The 19092-nt window shown below is 61.5% G+C and carries 12 protein-coding genes; 8 read left to right on the forward strand and 4 right to left on the reverse strand.

Translation table 11 applies throughout. The features are described 5' to 3' along the window. Window positions 1-28 precede the first annotated feature (28 nt). From ACA044_RS13635 to ACA044_RS13660, 6 genes are all read left to right on the forward strand, one after another. On the forward strand, window positions 29-1345 hold the full coding sequence (locus ACA044_RS13635; protein ID WP_497446813.1) for an MdtA/MuxA family multidrug efflux RND transporter periplasmic adaptor subunit: 1317 nt from the start codon (window positions 29-31) through the stop codon (window positions 1343-1345). Then, the gene (locus tag ACA044_RS13640) at window positions 1342-4446 is read left to right on the forward strand and encodes an MdtB/MuxB family multidrug efflux RND transporter permease subunit (protein ID WP_497446814.1); all 3105 of its coding nucleotides are present in this window, start codon (window positions 1342-1344) and stop codon (window positions 4444-4446) included. The genes ACA044_RS13635 and ACA044_RS13640 overlap by 4 nt, the downstream gene beginning before the upstream one ends. Then, window positions 4443-7550, forward strand: coding sequence for an efflux RND transporter permease subunit (locus tag ACA044_RS13645; RefSeq protein ID WP_497446815.1), 3108 nt, complete (start codon window positions 4443-4445; stop codon window positions 7548-7550). Before ACA044_RS13640 ends, ACA044_RS13645 begins: the two co-directional genes overlap by 4 nt. Continuing rightward, window positions 7547-9028: an efflux transporter outer membrane subunit gene (locus ACA044_RS13650; protein ID WP_497446816.1), complete on the forward strand. Its 1482-nt coding sequence runs from the start codon at window positions 7547-7549 to the stop codon at window positions 9026-9028. The genes ACA044_RS13645 and ACA044_RS13650 overlap by 4 nt, the downstream gene beginning before the upstream one ends. Window positions 9029-9370: 342 nt before the next feature. Then, window positions 9371-11452: a putative bifunctional diguanylate cyclase/phosphodiesterase gene (locus ACA044_RS13655; RefSeq protein WP_497446817.1), complete on the forward strand. Its 2082-nt coding sequence runs from the start codon at window positions 9371-9373 to the stop codon at window positions 11450-11452. 239 nt (window positions 11453-11691) lie between these two features. Next, window positions 11692-12438, forward strand: a complete 747-nt coding sequence (locus tag ACA044_RS13660) for an SDR family oxidoreductase (protein WP_497446818.1) — start codon at window positions 11692-11694, stop codon at window positions 12436-12438. A 150-nt stretch (window positions 12439-12588) separates the two neighbouring features. Here the strand turns inward: ACA044_RS13660 and mapR are convergent, their stop codons facing one another. The 3 genes from mapR to ACA044_RS13675 all read right to left on the reverse strand — a co-directional run bounded on the left by mapR (window position 12589) and on the right by ACA044_RS13675 (window position 16028). Then, a complete protein-coding gene (gene mapR / locus ACA044_RS13665; protein ID WP_497446819.1) occupies window positions 12589-13998 on the reverse strand; it encodes a GntR family transcriptional regulator MpaR in 1410 nt (469 codons plus the stop codon). Window positions 13999-14168: 170 nt separating this feature from the next. Next, entirely contained in the window at window positions 14169-15599 is a 1431-nt protein-coding gene (gene ccoG, locus ACA044_RS13670; RefSeq protein WP_497446820.1) for a cytochrome c oxidase accessory protein CcoG, read from the reverse strand. A 195-nt stretch (window positions 15600-15794) separates the two neighbouring features. After that, entirely contained in the window at window positions 15795-16028 is a 234-nt protein-coding gene (locus ACA044_RS13675) for a DUF3203 family protein (protein ID WP_497446821.1), read from the reverse strand. Window positions 16029-16167: 139 nt separating this feature from the next. On the opposite strand from ACA044_RS13675, the gene ACA044_RS13680 reads away from it, so the two are divergent. Further along, the gene (locus tag ACA044_RS13680; RefSeq protein ID WP_497446822.1) at window positions 16168-16668 is read left to right on the forward strand and encodes an MgtC/SapB family protein; all 501 of its coding nucleotides are present in this window, start codon (window positions 16168-16170) and stop codon (window positions 16666-16668) included. Between the two features lie 9 nt (window positions 16669-16677). On the opposite strand, the gene ACA044_RS13685 is transcribed toward ACA044_RS13680, so the two are convergent. Beyond that, window positions 16678-16851, reverse strand: coding sequence for a hypothetical protein (locus ACA044_RS13685; RefSeq protein WP_497446823.1), 174 nt, complete (start codon window positions 16849-16851; stop codon window positions 16678-16680). 216 nt (window positions 16852-17067) lie between these two features. On the opposite strand from ACA044_RS13685, the gene ACA044_RS13690 reads away from it, so the two are divergent. Further along, window positions 17068-19065: an alpha-1,4-glucan--maltose-1-phosphate maltosyltransferase gene (locus ACA044_RS13690; RefSeq protein ID WP_497446824.1), complete on the forward strand. Its 1998-nt coding sequence runs from the start codon at window positions 17068-17070 to the stop codon at window positions 19063-19065. Window positions 19066-19092: the final 27 nt, after the last annotated feature.

The following is a 19092-nucleotide window of genomic DNA, read 5'->3' on the forward strand; positions in this document are numbered from 1 at the left end:
CTCCCGTAGAAAAAAGCTCACGCGCCCAATGGTTGATCATTCCATGCAATCCTCCGCTTCCCGCAATCCTCGTCGCTGGCTGTTCGGCCTGCTGGTCCTGTTGGTCATCGCTGGCCTGTGCTGGAAGTTCTGGCCTGCAGGCAGCAGCCCGAAGGAGGGCGCAGGGCAGAAAGCCGTTGCCGGGCATACCGGTCGGTCGGGGGGGATGCGTCCGGGGTTTGGCGGGGCGAGCGGGCCGGTCCCGGTGCGCGTGGCGCCGGCGGTCAAAGGCGATTTCCCGCTGTATTACAAGGCGCTGGGCACTGTGACCGCGCTGAACACCATTAATGTACGCAGCCGGGTGGGCGGCGAACTGATCAAGATTTCGTTCGAAGAGGGGCAGATGGTCAAGGCGGGCGACCTGCTGGCCGAGATCGATCCGCGTCCTTACCAGAACGCCTTGCTCCAGGCCGAAGGCACCTTGCTGCAGAATCAGGCGCAACTGAAAAACGCCCAGGTCGACGTCGAGCGTTATCGCGGTCTGTACCGCGAAGACAGTATCGCCAAGCAAACCCTGGACACCGCCGAAGCGCTGGTCGGCCAGTATCAAGGCACGGTCAAGACCAATCAGGCGGCGGTCAACGACGCCAAGCTCAATCTCGAATTCACCAAAATCCGTGCGCCGATTACCGGGCGTGTGGGCCTGCGTCAACTGGATGTCGGTAACCTTGTTGCCGCCAATGACACCACGGCACTGGCGATCATCACCCAGACTCAACCGATCAGCGTCGCTTTCACTCTGCCGGAAAACAGCCTCGACGTCGTGCTGGCCCGCTATCGCACCGGCGCCAAACTTCCCGCCGAAGCCTGGGACCGTGGAGATACCAAATTGCAGGCCACCGGCGTGTTGCAGAGCCTCGACAACCAGATCGACGTCACTACCGGCACCCTGAAATTCAAGGCCCGCTACGAGAACCGCGATCAAGCGCTGTTCCCTAATCAGTTCGTCAACGTCCACCTGCTGGCCGACACCCTCAAAGACGTGGTGCTTGCACCCTCGGCGGCGATCCAGTTCGGCACCAACGGCACGTTCGTCTATGCCCTGGACGGCGACAGGAAGGTCACGATCCGTCAGTTGAAAGTCGGCGCCAGTGACGGTGATAACACCGTGATCACCGAAGGCCTGACCGTCGGTGATCGGGTGGTCCTGGAAGGCACCGACCGCCTGAAGGAAGGCAGCGAAGTGGAAGTCGTCAACGACAGCAAGGATGTACCGACCACCCCGACCGGGCACCTGCAAGGCAAATCGGCGGCCAACGAGACTGAATCGACAGCCACCGACAAGGCGAAAAAGGGCGGCGCATGAACATCTCGCGGCTGTTCATCCTTCGCCCGGTCGCCACGACCCTGAGCATGCTGGCCATTATTCTGGCCGGCGTGATTGCCTATCGGCTGCTGCCGGTGTCGGCATTGCCCCAGGTCGACTACCCGACCATTCGCGTCATGACGCTCTATCCCGGCGCCAGCCCGGATGTCATGACCAGCGCCGTGACCGCGCCACTGGAGCGTCAGTTCGGGCAGATGCCAGGCCTGACCCAGATGGCGTCCACCAGTTCCGGCGGCGCTTCGGTGCTGACCCTGCGGTTCAGCCTCGACATCAACATGGACGTCGCCGAGCAGCAGGTGCAAGCCGCGATCAACGCCGCGACCAACTTGCTGCCCAAGGACTTGCCGGCACCGCCGGTGTACAACAAGGTCAACCCGGCGGACACCCCGGTGCTGACGTTGGCGATTACTTCCAAAACCATGCTGTTGCCCAAGCTCAATGATCTGGTCGACACGCGCATGGCGCAGAAAATCGCCCAGATCAGCGGCGTCGGCATGGTCAGCATTGCCGGCGGCCAGCGTCAGGCGGTGCGGATCAAGGTCAACCCCGAGGCTCTGGCGGCCAATGGTTTGAACCTGTCCGACGTGCGTACGTTGATCGGCGCCTCCAACGTAAATCAGCCCAAGGGCAACTTCGATGGCCCGACCCGGGTGTCGATGCTCGACGCCAACGACCAGCTGACCTCGCCCAAGGACTACGCCAACCTGATCCTCGCATACAGCAACGGCGCGCCGTTGCGACTCAAGGACGTGGCGGAGATCGTCGACGGCGCCGAGAACGAACGTCTGGCTGCGTGGGCCAATGAAAACCAGGCCGTGTTGCTGAACATCCAGCGTCAGCCCGGCGCCAACGTCATCGAAGTGGTCGACCGGATCAAGGCCTTGTTGCCGAGCATCACCGACAACCTGCCGGCCGGCCTCGACGTCACGGTACTCACCGACCGCACCCAGACCATCCGCGCCTCGGTCACCGACGTGCAGCACGAACTGCTGATCGCCATCGCCCTGGTGGTGATGGTCACGTTCCTGTTCCTGCGGCGGGCCAGCGCCACGATCATTCCGTCGGTGGCGGTGCCGCTGTCATTGATCGGCACCTTCGGCGTGATGTATCTCGCGGGTTTTTCGGTCAACAACCTGACCTTGATGGCGCTGACCATCGCCACCGGTTTCGTGGTGGACGATGCGATCGTCATGCTGGAGAACATTTCCCGATATATCGAAGAGGGCGACAGCCCGCTGCAAGCGGCGCTCAAGGGCGCCAAGCAGATTGGTTTCACCCTGATTTCCCTGACCTTGTCGCTGATTGCGGTACTGATTCCGCTGCTGTTCATGGCCGATGTAGTAGGGCGCTTGTTCCGTGAGTTCGCGATCACCCTGGCGGTGGCGATCCTGATTTCCCTTGTCGTCTCCCTGACCCTGACGCCAATGATGTGCGCGCGGCTGCTCAAGCGTGAGCCCAAGGAAGCAGAACAGGGCCGGTTCTACCGCTCCAGTGGCGCCGCAATTGATTGGATGATCGCGGCTTACGGGCGCAAGTTAAAGTGGGTTCTCAAGCACCAACCGCTGACCCTGATGGTGGCCATCGGCACGCTGGCATTGACCGTCTTCCTGTACATGGTGGTGCCCAAGGGCTTCTTCCCGGTACAGGACACCGGGGTGATCCAGGGGATTTCCGAGGCGCCGCAGTCGATTTCCTTTGCGGCGATGGGTGAGCGCCAGCAGGAACTGGCCAAGGTGATCCTCGCCGATCCGGCGGTCGAGAGCCTGTCGTCCTATATCGGGGTCGACGGTGATAATTCGACGCTGAACAGCGGCCGTCTGTTGATCAACCTCAAATCCCACAGCGAGCGCGACCTGAGTGCCACCCAAGTGATCGCGCGCCTGCAACCGGAACTGGACAAGCTGATCGGCATTCGCCTGTTCATGCAGCCGGTGCAGGACCTGACCATCGAAGACCGGGTCAGCCGCACGCAGTACCAGTTCAGCATGTCGTCGCCGGATTCCGAGTTGCTCAGCCTGTGGAGCGGGCGTCTGGTGGAAGCGCTGACACAACGGCCGGAGCTGACCGACGTCGCCAGCGATTTGCAGGACAAGGGCTTGCAGGTTTATCTGGTGATCGACCGTGATGCGGCGTCGCGGGTTGGTGTGTCGGTGTCGAACATCACCGACGCGCTGTACGACGCCTTCGGTCAGCGGCAGATTTCCACCATTTACACCCAGGCCAGCCAATACCGCGTGGTGCTGCAATCGCAATCCGGCGAGAAGATCGGCCCCGATGCGTTGAACCAGATTCACGTCAAGACCACCGACGGCGGTCAGGTGCGCCTGTCCAGTCTGGCGCATGTCGAGGAACGCCAGGCGCAACTGGCGATCACTCACATCGGTCAGTTCCCGGCGGTGATGATGTCGTTCAACCTGGCGCCCGGCGTGGCACTGGGGCATGCGGTCGAGATCATCGATCAGGTGCAGAAAGACATCGGCATGCCGATTGGTGTGCAGACCCAGTTCCAGGGCGCGGCCGAAGCGTTCCAGGCGTCGCTGTCGAGCACCCTGCTGCTGATTCTGGCGGCGGTGGTGACCATGTACATCGTGCTCGGCGTGCTCTACGAGAGTTACATTCACCCGATCACCATTCTCTCGACCTTGCCCTCGGCGGCGGTCGGCGCCTTGCTGGCGCTGCTGTTGAGCGGCAATGACCTGGGGATGATCGCGATCATCGGCATCATCCTGCTGATCGGTATCGTCAAAAAGAACGCGATCATGATGATCGACTTCGCCCTTGAGGCGGAACGTAACCAGGGCATGGACCCGCAAACCGCGATCTATCAGGCAGCGCTGCTGCGATTCCGGCCGATTCTGATGACCACCCTGGCGGCGCTGTTCGGCGCGGTGCCGTTGATGCTGGCCACCGGTTCCGGCGCGGAGTTGCGCCAGCCTTTGGGTCTGGTGATGGTCGGTGGCTTGCTGGTGAGTCAGGTGCTGACGCTGTTCACCACGCCTGTCATCTACTTGTACTTCGACCGTCTCGGCCGGCGCTGGGGCCGTAAGTCCGAGTCCGTGGAACCGGTAGAGCAGCCATGAACCTGTCCGGACCTTTCATCAAGCGCCCGGTCGCAACGATGTTGTTGAGCCTGGCGATCATATTGCTCGGCGGCGTGAGCTTCGGCCTGTTGCCGGTATCGCCGTTGCCGCAGATGGATTTCCCGGTGATCGTCGTCCAGGCGAGTTTGCCCGGTGCGAGCCCCGAGGTCATGGCCTCGACCGTGGCTACGCCGCTTGAGCGTTCCTTCGGCGCCATCGCGGGGGTCAACACCATGAGCAGCCGATCCAGCCAGGGCTCGACCCGGGTGATCCTGCAATTCGACCTCGACCGCGACATCAACGGCGCGGCGCGGGAAGTGCAGGCGGCGATCAACGCCTCGCGCAACCTGCTGCCCAGCGGGATGCGCAGCATGCCGACCTACAAGAAGGTCAACCCGTCCCAGGCGCCGATCATGGTGCTGTCGCTGACTTCGGATGTGCTGGAAAAAGGCCAGCTCTACGATCTGGCCTCGACCATTCTGTCCCAGAGCCTGTCCCAGGTGCAGGGCGTGGGTGAAGTGCAGATCGGTGGCAGCTCGTTGCCGGCGGTGCGCATCGAACTCGAACCCCAGGCCCTCAACCAGTACGGCGTGGCGCTGGACGATGTACGCAATACCATCGCCAACGCCAACGTGCGCCGGCCCAAGGGCTCGGTCGAGGATGGCCAGCGGCTGTGGCAGGTGCAGGCCAACGATCAACTGGAAAAAGCCAAGGATTACGAGTCGCTGATCATTCACTATGCGGACGGCGCGGCCCTGCGCCTGAAGGATGTAGCCAAGGTCAGCGACGGCGTCGAGGACCGTTACAACAGCGGGTTCTTCAACGACGATGCGGCGGTATTACTGGTGATCAACCGTCAGGCCGGCGCCAACATCATCGAGACGGTCAACGAGATCAAGGCGCAGTTGCCGGCGTTGCAGGCCGTGTTGCCGGCCAGCGTCAAGCTGAACCTGGCGATGGACCGTTCGCCGGTGATCAAGGCCACCCTGCACGAAGCGGAAATGACCCTGCTGATTGCCGTGGCGCTGGTGATTCTGGTGGTGTTCCTGTTCCTCGGTAACTTCCGCGCCTCGCTGATTCCCACTCTGGCAGTGCCGGTGTCGCTGGTGGGTACGTTTGCGGTGATGTACCTCTACGGGTTTTCCCTGAACAACCTGTCGCTGATGGCGCTGATCCTGGCCACCGGGTTGGTGGTGGACGATGCCATCGTGGTGCTGGAGAACATTTCCCGGCACATCGACAAAGGCGTGCCGCCGATGAAGGCTGCGTACCTCGGGGCCCAGGAAGTCGGCTTCACGCTGCTGTCGATGAACGTCTCACTGGTGGCGGTGTTCCTGTCGATCCTGTTCATGGGCGGGATCATCGAAAGCCTGTTTCGCGAGTTTTCCATCACCCTGGCGGCGGCCATCGTGGTGTCGTTGCTGGTGTCCCTGACGCTGACGCCGATGCTCTGCGCCCGCTGGCTCAAGCCGCACACGCCGGGGCAGGAAAACCGCCTGCAGCGCTGGAGCCAGCAGACCAACGAGTGGATGGTCGGCAAATACGCGACCAGCCTCGATTGGGTGCTGCGTCACCGCAGGCTGACCTTGCTCAGCCTGATCGTGACGATTGGCGTGAATATCGCGCTGTATGTCGTTGTTCCCAAAACTTTCTTGCCCCAGCAGGATACCGGCCAGTTGATCGGTTTCGTGCGCGGCGACGACAGCCTGTCGTTCAGCGTGATGCAGCCGAAGATGGAAGTCTTCCGCCGCGCCGTGCTCAAGGACGAGGCGGTGCAAAGCGTCGCCGGGTTCATCGGTGGCAACAACGGCACCAACAACGCCTTCATGCTGGTGCGACTCAAGCCCATCAAGGAGCGCAACCTGTCCGCGCAGAAAGTCATCGAGCGCCTGCGCAAGGAAATGCCCAAGGTGCCCGGTGCGCAATTGATGCTGATGGCGGATCAGGACCTGCAATTTGGCGGCGGCCGCGAACAGACCACTTCGCAGTATTCCTACATTCTGCAAAGCGGCGATCTTGGCGCATTGCGTGAGTGGTATCCGAAAGTCGTCGCCGCCCTCAAGGCGCTGCCGGAACTGACGGCGATTGACGCGCGCGAAGGCCGGGGCGCCCCGCAAGTGACCCTGATCGTCGATCGCGATCAGGCCAAGCGTCTGGGCGTGGACATGGACATGGTCACGGCGGTGCTGAACAACGCCTACAGCCAGCGGCAGATTTCGACGATCTACGACAGCCTCAACCAGTATCAGGTGGTGATGGAGGTCAATCCGAAGTACGCCCAGGACCCGATAACGCTCAAGCAGGTGCAGGTGATCACTGCCGACGGGGCGCGGATTCCGCTGTCGACCATTGCCCATTACGAAAACAGCCTGGAAGACGACCGGGTCAGCCACGAAGGCCAGTTCGCCTCGGAGAGCATTTCCTTCGACATGGCCGAAGGCGTGACGGTGGAGCAGGGCTCAGCGGCCATCGAGCGGGCGATTGCCAAGGTCGGTTTGCCGGAAGACGTCATCGCGAAAATGGCCGGTACCGCCGATGCCTTCGCCGCGACCCAAAAGAGCCAGCCGTGGATGATTCTCGGCGCGCTGGTGGCGGTTTATCTGGTGTTGGGTGTGCTGTATGAAAGCTACATCCACCCGCTGACGATTCTCTCGACCTTGCCGTCGGCCGGGGTTGGGGCGTTGCTGTCGATCTATGTGCTGGGCGGCGATTTCAGCCTGATCTCCTTGCTCGGGCTGTTCCTGTTGATCGGCGTGGTGAAGAAAAACGCCATTCTAATGATCGATCTGGCACTGCAACTGGAACGGCATCAAGGCCTGGAGCCGCTGGAGTCGATCCGCAGCGCCTGCCTGCAACGGCTGCGGCCGATTCTGATGACCACCCTGGCGGCGATCCTCGGTGCCTTGCCGTTGTTGCTGAGCCGGGCCGAAGGGGCGGAAATGCGTCAGCCGCTGGGCCTGACCATCATCGGCGGGCTGGTCTTCAGCCAGGTGCTGACCCTTTACACCACCCCGGTGGTTTACCTCTATCTCGACAAACTGCGCCATCGCTTCAACCACTGGCGTGGGGTGCGTACCGATGCTGCTCTGGAAACTCCGCTATGACTGACCGTTCGCTTATCAATCTGGCTGCACCGCTGATCACGGCCCGAGGCTCGCGCTTACTGAGCCTGTCGCTGTGCGTGGCGATGCTCAGTGCCTGCGCCATCGGCCCGGATTACCAGCGCCCGCAAGCCGCCGCGCCGGCACAGTACAAGGAAGCGGCTGGCTGGCGTCAGGCCAACCCCAGCGACTCTTTGGCGCGCGGTGCCTGGTGGGAGTTGTATGGCGATCAGCAGCTCAATGGCCTGATCGAAAAACTCAACAGCGCCAACCAGACCGTCGCCCAGTCCGAGGCCCAGTACCGCCAGGCCCAGGCCTTGGTGCGCAGTGCCCGGGGGGCGTTTTTCCCGACGGTGGACCTGACCGTCGGGAAAACCCGTTCCAGCCAGGGCACCGGTAGCAGCAGCTCGAGCCTGAGCAGTACGTCCAGCGGTATTCGCGACACTTACACCGCGCAGGCCGGTGTGAGTTGGGAAGCGGACGTCTGGGGCAAATTGCGCCGAGGCCTGGAAGCCGACACGGCCAACGCCGAGGCGAGTTTTGCTGACTTGGCGGCGATGCGCCTGAGCCAGCAATCGGAACTGGTGCAGAACTACCTGCAATTGCGGGTGATCGACGAACAGAAACGCCTGCTGGAAGCGACAGTCGAGGCCTATCAGCGCTCGCTGACCATGACCGAAAACCAGTACCGCGCCGGTGTCTCCGGCAAGGACGCGGTGGCTCAGGCCACCACTCAACTCAAAAGCACCCAGGCCGAGATGGTCGACCTGATCTGGCAGCGCGCTCAGTTCGAGAACGCTATCGCCGTACTCATCGGCCTGCCGCCAGCTGAATTCAGCCTGGCCGAAACCCAAGACATCCCGGCGTTGCCGCAAGTACCGCTGAGCCTGCCTTCGCAATTGTTGGAGCGCCGCCCGGACATCGCCTCCGCCGAGCGCTCGGTGATGGCCGCCAACGCCAATATCGGTGTGGCCAAAGCTGCCTACTACCCGGACCTCACTCTTAGCCTGAACGGCGGTTATAGCAGCAGCACCTCCAACAACTGGATCAGCGTGCCGAACCGCTTCTGGTCGGTCGGGCCGCAATTGGCCATGACCCTGTTCGACGGTGGCCAGCGCTCGGCGGAAGTCGACCGCAGCGAAGCGGCCTACGACGAGACCGTCGCCAAGTACCGCCAGACCGTGCTCGATGGCTTCCGTGAAGTGGAAAACTATCTGGTGCAGCTCAAGGTGCTGGAAGACGAAGCCAAGGTGCGCCAGGAGGCCCTGGACGCGGCACGCGAGTCCCTTCGTTTGACCCGGAATCAGTACAAGGCCGGGGTGATTGCTTATCTGGATGTGGTGGTGGTTCAGGCCACGGCGTTGAGCAACGAGCGCAACGTACTGAGCCTGTTGCAGAGCCGGTTGATTGCCAGCGTGCAATTGATTGCCGCACTGGGCGGCGGGTGGGACGGACAGCTTCAGGTGAGTGACAAGGAATAACACAACCCTGCGGTGATCGGGCTTGCTATGGGGAACTGTGGCGAGGGGCTGTTGTGGCGAGGGAGCTTGCTCCCGCTGGACGGCGAAGCCGTCCCAAAGGTGTTGACGCGTACGTTCAGACAAAACGCATCATCCGGTTTGCGACTGCTTCGCAGCCGAGCGGGAGCAAGCTCCCTCGCCACAAATGATTGTTGCCATCACTGCCACGGGCAGCGATCGCACAAACGTTTCATCACCTTGATGGCCTTTTGATGACTTTGTGAGTGCGTTCGTCAGCGGAGTCAGTACAATCCCCGACTTTGCTCCCCGAGAATGGACGCGGGGACGGTCTCGAGAAGTCCCATGCTCATCGGTAGTTATTCCCTTACGCTGGTTTTCATATCGCTCTGTGTGGCGATACTTGCCTCTTATACCGCGCTCGATCTCACCGGACGCATCGCCACGGCCAAGGGCCGAGCCGTGCATCTCTGGACGGCGGGCGGCGCATTTGCGATGGGCATTGGCGTATGGTCGATGCATTTCATCGGCATGCTCGCGTTCACATTGCCGATCGATCTGGGCTACGACGTCACTCTCACGTCGCTATCGCTGTTGATCGCGGTCCTGTCTTGCGGCTTTGCCCTGTGGCTGGTCAGCCAGCCACAACTGCCAGCCTGGCAACTGGCGTTCGGCGCGCTGGTCATGGGCGCCGGCATCAGTGCCATGCATTACACCGGCATGGCGGCCATGCGCATGCAACCGGGCATCGATTACGACCCGACACTGTTTGGCGCGTCGCTGCTGATCGCCGTTGGTGCGTCGGGTGCAGCGTTATGGATCGCCTTCCGCCTGCGCCAGCACACGCCGTATGTTCGCCCGATCCGCGGCGGTGCCGCGGTCATCATGGGCATCGCCATCGTCGGCATGCACTACACCGGCATGGCCGCGGCGCGCTTTGCCGACGGCAGTTTCTGTGGTGCAGCGGTCGACGGCTTGAACGGCAAGGGCCTGGACAGCCTGGTGCTGATCACCACCCTGGCGGTGTTGAGCATTGCTTTGCTGACGTCGATCCTCGATGCGCGCCTGGAGGCTCGCACCGCGGAGCTCGCCCAATCGTTGACCGAGGCCAATCGAGAACTCACCCAACTGGCGCTGCACGACCCCTTGACCGGCCTGCCGAACCGAGTATTGCTGGCCGACCGCATCGATCAGGCGATGTCGAGGGTGCAGGAGCAGGGTGGCTGTTTTGCGTTGATGTTCATTGATCTGGACGGCTTCAAACCGGTGAACGATGCTTTCGGGCACCACATGGGCGATCAGTTATTGCGTGAAGTCGGCCTGCGACTGCGCGAGGATCTGCGCAGCCAGGACACCCTGGCGCGGATCGGCGGCGATGAGTTTGTACTGCTGGTGCAGCTCGGCGAGCCGAGCGACGCGCTAAACCTGGCGGCGCGACAAGTCGGGCTGATCGCGCGCTCGTTCCGGGTCGCGGAACATCACTTGCAGATTTCCGCCAGCGTCGGCATCTCGCTCTATCCGGGTAACGGTCAGACCGCCGAGGAATTGCTGATGAACGCCGACGCCGCGATGTACCACGCCAAGGGCGCCGGGAAAAACGGCCACCGCTTCTTCGATGCCTCGATGAACAGCAACGCGCGCAAACAGCTGCAATTGCTGCAAGACCTGCGCAACGCCGTCGATCAGCAGCAGTTCAGCTTGTATTACCAGCCCAAGTTTGACGCCGGCAATGGCCGACCGGTGGGCGCCGAGGCGTTGCTGCGCTGGGAGCACCCGACCGAGGGCATGTTGCAGCCGGACACGTTCATCGACCTGGCAGAGAAGACCGGGCTGATCATTCCGATAGGCGAGTGGGTGCTCAACGAGGCGTGTCGTCAAATGCGCGAGTGGTACGTGCTCGGTTACACCGACTGGCGCATCGCGGTGAACCTCTCGGCCTTGCAGTTCTGCCACGCCGGGTTGGTGCAGAGCGTGGCCAGGGCCCTGGCCACGCACCACTTGCCGGCCAACAGCCTGACCCTGGAAATCACCGAAACCACCGCCATGAGCGACGCCGATGCGAGCATGACGGTGCTGCAAGAACTCTCGGAAATGGGCGTCGACTTGTCCATCGATGACTTTGGTACTGGCTATTCGAGCTTGATGTACCTCAAGCGTTTGCCGGCCAATGAACTGAAAATCGACCGGGGCTTCGTCCGCGATCTGGAACACGACAGCGACGATGCGGCCATCGTGTCGGCCATTGTGGCCCTCGGCCAGGCGTTGGGGTTGCGGATCGTGGCCGAAGGGGTAGAAACCAATGTCCAGCAAGACTTCCTGACCCAACTGGGCTGCGATTCGTTGCAGGGGTTCCTGCTGGGGCACCCGCTGCCGGCCGACCGCTTCATGGCCGACATCCACCGCGGGGAACAATTGGCGACGGGCTGATAGACCCCTGTGGCGAGGGAGCTTGCTCCCGCTCGGCTGCGCAGCAGTCGTAAATCAGGCACCTCGATTTATCTGATGTACCGCAGCGGCCCGGATTGGGAGCGCTGCGCACTCCAGCGGGAGCAAGCTCCCTCGCCACAGGTTTGTGTCATTGGAATTGACGCAGGTTCATGCAAAACCGCGCGATGGCGGTTATTCTTGGCCCCGACTGCTTACGCTTCAAATGGGGGAAAGCCAGCATGGACAAAGTCATCGTCATCACTGGGGGCGGCCGTGGAATCGGCGCTGCCACGGCCCTGTTGGCCGCAGAGCTTGGCTATCGGATCTGTATCAACTATCAGTCCGATGAACAGGCGGCGCACAGTGTGCTGGAACAAGTCCGCGCACTCGGCGCACAGGCCATTGCCGTGCGCGCCGACGTCAGCATCGAAGATGAAGTGATTGGTCTGTTTCACCGCGTGGACACCGAACTGGGTCGGGTCACGGCGCTGGTGAACAACGCCGGCACCGTCGGGCAAAAGTCTCGCGTCGACGAAATGTCTGAATTCCGTATTCTGAAAATCCTCAAGACCAACGTCCTGGCACCGATCCTCTGCGCCAAACACGCGATTTTGCGCATGTCACCCAAACATGGTGGGCAGGGTGGCAGCATCGTCAATGTGTCGTCGGTCGCGGCCCGCTTGGGCGCTCCCAGCGAATATGTCGACTACGCTGCGTCCAAAGGCGCTCTGGACACCTTCACCATCGGCCTGTCCAAGGAAGTCGCGGGGGAAGGTATCCGCGTCAACGCCGTGCGCCCGGGCTACATCTACACCGATTTTCATGCATTGAGCGGTGATCCGGACCGGGTCAGCAAGCTGGAGTCGGCGATCCCGATGGCCCGGGGTGGGCGACCGGATGAGGTGGCTGAGGCGATTGTGTGGTTACTGTCGGATAAGGCTTCTTATGCGACGGGGACGTTTGTCGACCTGGGGGGTGGGCGTTAATCCTTAAGGTTGGCGCCGTCTGTTCTGGCCTCCTCGCGAGCAGGCTCGCTCCCACAGGGGGACGGTGTGAACACATCATTTGTGAACACCACCGAACCCCTGTGGGAGCGGGCTTGCTCGGAAGGCGATAGCCCAGACAACATCGAACTTTCAGAACGACCGCACAATCCGCCCCAACGTCTCCATCGCCTTCTCCGAATCCTCAGTCCACGGGCTTCCATAGTTCAACCGAATACAATTCCTGAACCGCTGGGTCGGTGAAAAGATCGGCCCCGGCGCAATGCTGATCCCTTGCGCCAATGCCATCTGAAACAACTTCAACGAATCCATCTGCGGTGGCAGTTCCAGCCACAGAAAATACCCGCCGGCCGGTTGGCTGACGCGGGTCTGGGCCGGGAAGTAACGGGCGATGGCGGCGAGCATGGCGCTTTGCTGCTCTTCCAGGGCATAGCGCAGTTTGCGTAGATGCCGGTCGTAGCCGCCGTGTTGCAGGTAATCGGCAATGGCCGCCTGGGCGGGCATCGAGGCGCAGAGCGAAGTCATGAGTTTCAGCCGTTCGATCTTCTGCGCATAACGCCCGGCGGCGACCCAGCCGATTCGGTAACCGGGGGCCAGGCTCTTGGCGAACGAACCGCAGTGCATCACCAACCCTTCGGTGTCGAAAGCCTTGGCCGGTTTAGGCGCCTGCTGGCCGTAATAAAGTTCGGCGTAGACATCATCCTCGATCAGCGGCACCTGATGGCTGCGCAACAGCTCCACCAGCTCCTGCTTCTTCGCCTCGGGCATGGTCGCGCCCATGGGGTTCTGGAAACTGGTCATGCACCAGCAGGCCTTGATCGGATGCCGTTCCAGGGTCTGGGTGAGTACGCCGAGGTCGATGCCGTCTCGGGGGTGGACGGGAATTTCCACCGCTTTGAGCTTCAACCGTTCCAGCACTTGCAGGCTGGCGTAGAACGCCGGGGCTTCGATGGCCACCAGGTCACCGGGCTCTGTCACGGCTTGCAGGCACAGGTTCAGTGCTTCCAGCGCACCGTTGGTGATCAGCAGTTCTTCCACCGGCAGCATCAGCCCGCCGACCATGTAGCGCAGGGCAATTTGCCGACGTAACTGCGGGTTGCCCGGCGACATGTCGGTGACCACCATGCGCGGGTCCATCTCCCGGGCGGCACTGGCCAGCGAGCGGGACAACCGTTGCAGCGGGAATAGCATGGGGCTGGGGAAGGCCGAACCGAAGGGTACGGTGGTCGGGTCCTTGATCGAGTCCAGCACCGAGAACACGAGCTCGCTGACGTCGACTTCGGTGGACTCGTTGACCTGACTGCTGATCACCGGCTCCGAGAACGGGCTCGGTGCATGCGCATTGACGAAGTAACCGGAACGCGGCCGGGCACGGATCAGGCCACGGCGTTCGAGCAGGTAATAGGCCTGGAACACCGTGGACGGGCTGACGCCGTAGGTCTGGCTGGCGTAGCGTACCGACGGCACCCGCTGGCCGGGACCGAGGACGCCGGAGCGGATCAGCTCGGCGATGTCGTCGGCGAATTTTTCGTAGCGTTTCATCGAGGGCCCGGTTTGAAGTTATTCATGTGGTGCGCTGTTGTGGCGAGGGAGCTTGCTCCCGCTGGGGTGCGCAGCGCCCCCCAAAATTTTACGACTGCTGCGCAGCCGAGCGGGAGCAAGCTCCCTCGCCACAGGGGACTGCATCTGATAAAGGACTGCATCTTAAAGGCTCAACGGTTCATCGGCGCAACAAACCGGCTTTTGGCCACGCTGTAAATGTCCGGCTCATCCCGGTCGACAATCTTGAAACTGATGCTCTGCGAGCTGCTGCTCGGGCGATCCGTGGTCATGGCCACCGACACCGGCACATCGACGATCTCACCGGGGGCCAGGCTCAGTTCGGTCTTGCCTTGCAGCTGGAAGCCATCGCCATCGACCAGCGTCAATCGATAATCCTGACGTTGCTGGGTCTTGTTGATGACCTTCAGGCTGTAGATGTTTTCGATCTGGCCTTCACTGTTCTCACGGAACAGGCCACGGTCCTTGCTCACGTCCAGCGATACCATCGGCCGCTCTACCAGCGCGAGGGCGAGGGCACCGATCATCACCAGTAGCACGGCGGTGTAACCGATCAAGCGCGGGCGCAGCAGACGGGTCTTGCCACCCTGCAATTGATGCTCCGAGGTGTAGCTGATCAGCCCACGGGCGTAGCCCATTTTGTCCATGATCGAATCGCAGGCGTCGATGCAGGCGGCGCAACCGATGCATTCCATCTGCAAACCGTCACGGATATCGATGCCGGTCGGGCAGACCTGCACGCACAACTGGCAGTCGATGCAATCACCCAGTCCGACTTCGACAGGTTTCACCTCACGTTTGCGCGGGCCACGATTTTCGCCACGGGCCACGTCGTAGGAAATGGTCAGGGTGTCTTTGTCGAACATCACGCTCTGGAACCGCGCATACGGGCACATGTGCATGCACACCGCTTCTCGCAGCCAACCGGCGTTGATGTACGTGGCGCCGGTGAAGAACAGCACCCAGAACAGGCTGACACCGCCGATTTGCAAGGTCAGCAATTCTTCGGCCAGGGGCCGGATGGGTGTGAAGTAGCCGACAAAGGTCAGGCCGGTGAGCAGGCTGATCGCCAGCCACAGAGTGTGTTTGGCCGAGCGGCGGATCAGTTTGTTCAAGCCCCAGGGCGCGGCTTGCAGCTTGATTCGCTGGTTGCGTTCGCCTTCGGTGAGCTTCTCGCACCACATGAAGATCCAGGTCCAGGAGCTCTGCGGGCAGGTGTAACCGCACCAGACCCGGCCTGCGAACACGGTGATCGCAAACAGGCCGAACGCGGCGATGATCAGCAGTGCCGACAGCAGGATGAAATCCTGTGGCCAGAAGGTCGCGCCGAAGATGTGGAATTTGCTTTCAGAAAGGTCCCAGAGCACCGCCTGGCGGCCGCCCCAGTTCAGCCACACCGTGCCGAAGAACAGCAGAAACAGAACCCCCGCGCCGCTCATGCGCAGGCTGCGGAACAAACCGGTGAAGCTGCGGGTGTGGATCAGGTTGTCGCTGGATTTGGCCTTTATCTTTGGACGCAAAGGCTCATTGCTTTTTGTAAATGAGGCAGGTTCAACGGTTCGGACGGGGATTCTATCGCTCATGGTCTTTCGCTCATCAGCCTCCATCAGGCCCGAGCACTATGACCAGCGATCTGTTTGCATAACAGAATCAGTTAAAGCAATAAAAAGCGGATCAGATGAATTGCCAGCACCGGCCTGCGACAACTTGATGCACCCGCAACGGCTGGCCGCAAACGCCTGTGTCAGGTGTTTGCGGCGTGTGTTGATGCGGGTCAGTCAAATCACCGAATCACTGTCCGTGGACTTCAAATGCCGGCGACCGTCCACAGCGCCTGCTACGGTCAATGCATCGGCTTCTGCTTCGGTGATGTAGATGCGCTGGCCGTCGAGGTCTACCGCCGACATGGACTTTTCCCCGTCGGTGATGATGGTGACATCGGGGCAAAGACGAATTTCTTCGCCGTTCTCGGTGATAAAGAAGCAGGTCTGGTTTTCGATGCGCACGGTCATGGAGGCGTCCTTTTTTCTGCGGATTCTTAAGTGTTAGGGCGCATCCGCCGGTCATCGTTCTGTGCAACCGATTAATGGCGGGTGGGGTCCATCCTCCATAAGGGCAACTTTTCCAGTTAATCATCATAAGGACCGCGCCATGGACGCCTGGTGGCATGAGGTTTGGGTGACGCTGCAAGCGGAGTTCGCCGACATCGGCGACGCGTCGCAACTGACGCGCATTACGGTGCGATTGCTGATGGCCGCCGTGCTGGGCGGCATTCTCGGTTTCGAACGTGAACAGAAGGGCAAGGCCGCCGGGGTTCGCACCCATATGCTGGTGGCGCTGGGCGCGGCGCTGTTTGTGCTGGTGCCGCAGATGTCCGGGGCCCAGGCCGATGCCATGAGCCGGGTGGTCCAGGGCATCATTGCCGGCATTGGCTTTCTGGGTGCCGGGACGATTCTGAAAAACACCAATGGCGACGAAGGCCATGTCAAAGGCCTGACCACCGCCGCCGGGTTGTGGATGACGGCGGCCATCGGCGTTTCGGCAGGGTTGGGCCGCGAGGCGACGGCGGTGCTCAGTACGTTGCTGGCGTTGGTGATTCTTGGTGTGATGCCTGTCGTCGTGCGCCAGCTTGAAAAGGATCGAAACCCCTAGGGGCGCGGTTTACGGACTCACGATCTCCGGCGGCTGGGTAGTCGGCGGTTCCTCGCGAGGCGGCGGGGTGGTACCCGGCGGTTCTTGCTCAGGGATGGGGCCGGGTTCGGTCGGCGGTGTTGGCGGTATCGTCGGCTGATCGATGTTCGGATCGGGCGTCACGGCCGGTATAGGAATGCTCATTGATGCAGTCTCCAGTGGCGGATGGCGTGAGTCGTGCTTAAGTTGGTGGACCCGTGCACAGGGGATTTGATTCCACGAAAGACTTGGCAAATTCCACTGAACTTTTGCCGCCGTCTGTCGCTCGGAACCTAAGTGAGTTCATTCCGGGGCAGACCGCTTCATGTGAATGACGATCAGGCACAAGCGCGTCCTTGGGGCGTAAAGGAACGATGCTCGATGACTGCTGCAAAACCGACAGAGCTGAGCTACAACCCTCATATACCGCTGTCGCAGGCCTTACTGCTGCCGCGGATCGTGATCGAAAACACCATGCCGACCCTCGATGGCGGGCAATTCGCTGTTAAAGCCATCGTTGACCAGGACGTGGTGGTCACCAGCAAAGTATTTGCCGACGGTCACGACAAACTGGCCGTGCGCATTCGCTGGCGTGCCGACGGCGACGACATCTGGCAGAGCGAGGTGATGGCCGAGCTGGGCAATAACGGCTGGCAGGGCCAGTTCCGTGTCGAGCAGCAGGGCCGCTATGTGTTCTGCCTCGAAGCCTGGATCGATCAGTTCGCCAGCTTTTGTTATGAGCTGGAGAAAAAACACACCGCCGGCGTTTCGGTCAGCCTGGAACTGCAAGAAGGGCGCACTCACGTCCAGCAAGCCGCCGAACGCTGCGAAGGCCAGCTCAGTGAACAACTGGCGGCGTTGCATCATGAACTGTCCAGTCTGCTCGAAACCGAGCAGGTCGCCTTGTTTCTGCACCAACGCAGCGCGGACTTGATGGCCCAGGCCGACCATCGTCCCTATCTGACCCTGAGTCCTGAATACCCGGTGGACGCGGAGCGAGCGCTGGCGCAGTTCGCCAGTTGGTATGAATTGTTTCCGCGCTCGATCACCGATGACCCCGCCCGCCACGGCACCTTCAACGATGTCCATTCGCGGCTGGCAATGATCCAGGACATGGGCTTCGACGTGTTGTACTTCACGCCGATCCACCCGATCGGCCGCAGCTACCGCAAAGGCCCGAACAACTCGTTGACCGCCGGCCCCGACGATCCGGGCAGCCCTTACGCCATCGGCAGCGAAGAGGGCGGGCATGAGGCGATCCACTCGGAACTGGGCAGCCGCGAGGACTTTCGCCGGCTCGTCGCCGCGGCTGCCGAGCATGGGCTGGAAGTCGCTCTCGACTTTGCGATTCAGTGCTCCCAGGATCACCCGTGGCTCAAACAGCACCCGGGCTGGTTCAACTGGCGGCCGGACGGCACGATCAAATACGCCGAGAACCCACCGAAGAAATACCAGGACATCGTCAACGTCGACTTCTATGCCGTGGACGCGATTCCCAGCCTGTGGATCGAGTTGCGCGACATCGTGGTGGGCTGGGTCAAGGAGGGCGTGAAGCTGTTTCGCGTCGACAACCCTCATACCAAACCGTTGCCGTTCTGGCAGTGGCTGATCGCCGATGTGCGGGCGTTGTACCCCGAGGTGATCTTCCTGGCCGAAGCCTTTACCACGCCGGCGATGATGGCGCGCCTGGGCAAGGTCGGTTACTCCCAGAGCTATACGTATTTCACCTGGCGCAACACCAAGACCGAGCTGGCGACCTATTTCACCGAACTCAACGAGTCGCCGTGGCGTGAATGCTACCGGCCGAATTTCTTCGTCAACACCCCGGACATCAACCCGGCGTTCCTGCATGAGTCGGGGCGTTCCGGCTTTCTGATACGTGCCGCGCTGGCGACCATGGGCTCCGGGCTGTGGGGCATGTATTCGGGGTTCGAACTATGTGAAGCGGCACCCGTGCCGGGCAGGGAGGAATACCTCAATTCCGAGAAGTACGAAATCCGCCCGCGGGACTTCAATGCGCCGGGCAACATCATTGCCGAAATTGCCCAGCTCAACCGCATCCGCCGGCAGAACCCGGCGTTGCAAACGCATCTGGGCCTGAAGGTCTACAACGCCTGGAACGACCACATTTTGTACTTCGGCAAACGCAGCGTCGATGGCAGCAATTTCATCCTGGTGGCCGTCAGCCTCGATCCGCATAACACCCAGGAAGCGAATTTTGAATTGCCGCTATGGGAAATGGGCCTGCCCGACGATGCCAGTACCCAGGGCGAAGACTTGATGAACGGCCACCGCTGGACCTGGCACGGCAAGTACCAGTTCATGCGGATCGAGCCGTGGCATCTGCCGTTCGGGATTTGGCGGATTACCAGTTCCTGAGCCTGGCGAAGATCAAATGTGGGAGCG

The sequence above is a fragment of the Pseudomonas sp. LBUM1673 genome, assembly GCF_059695645.1.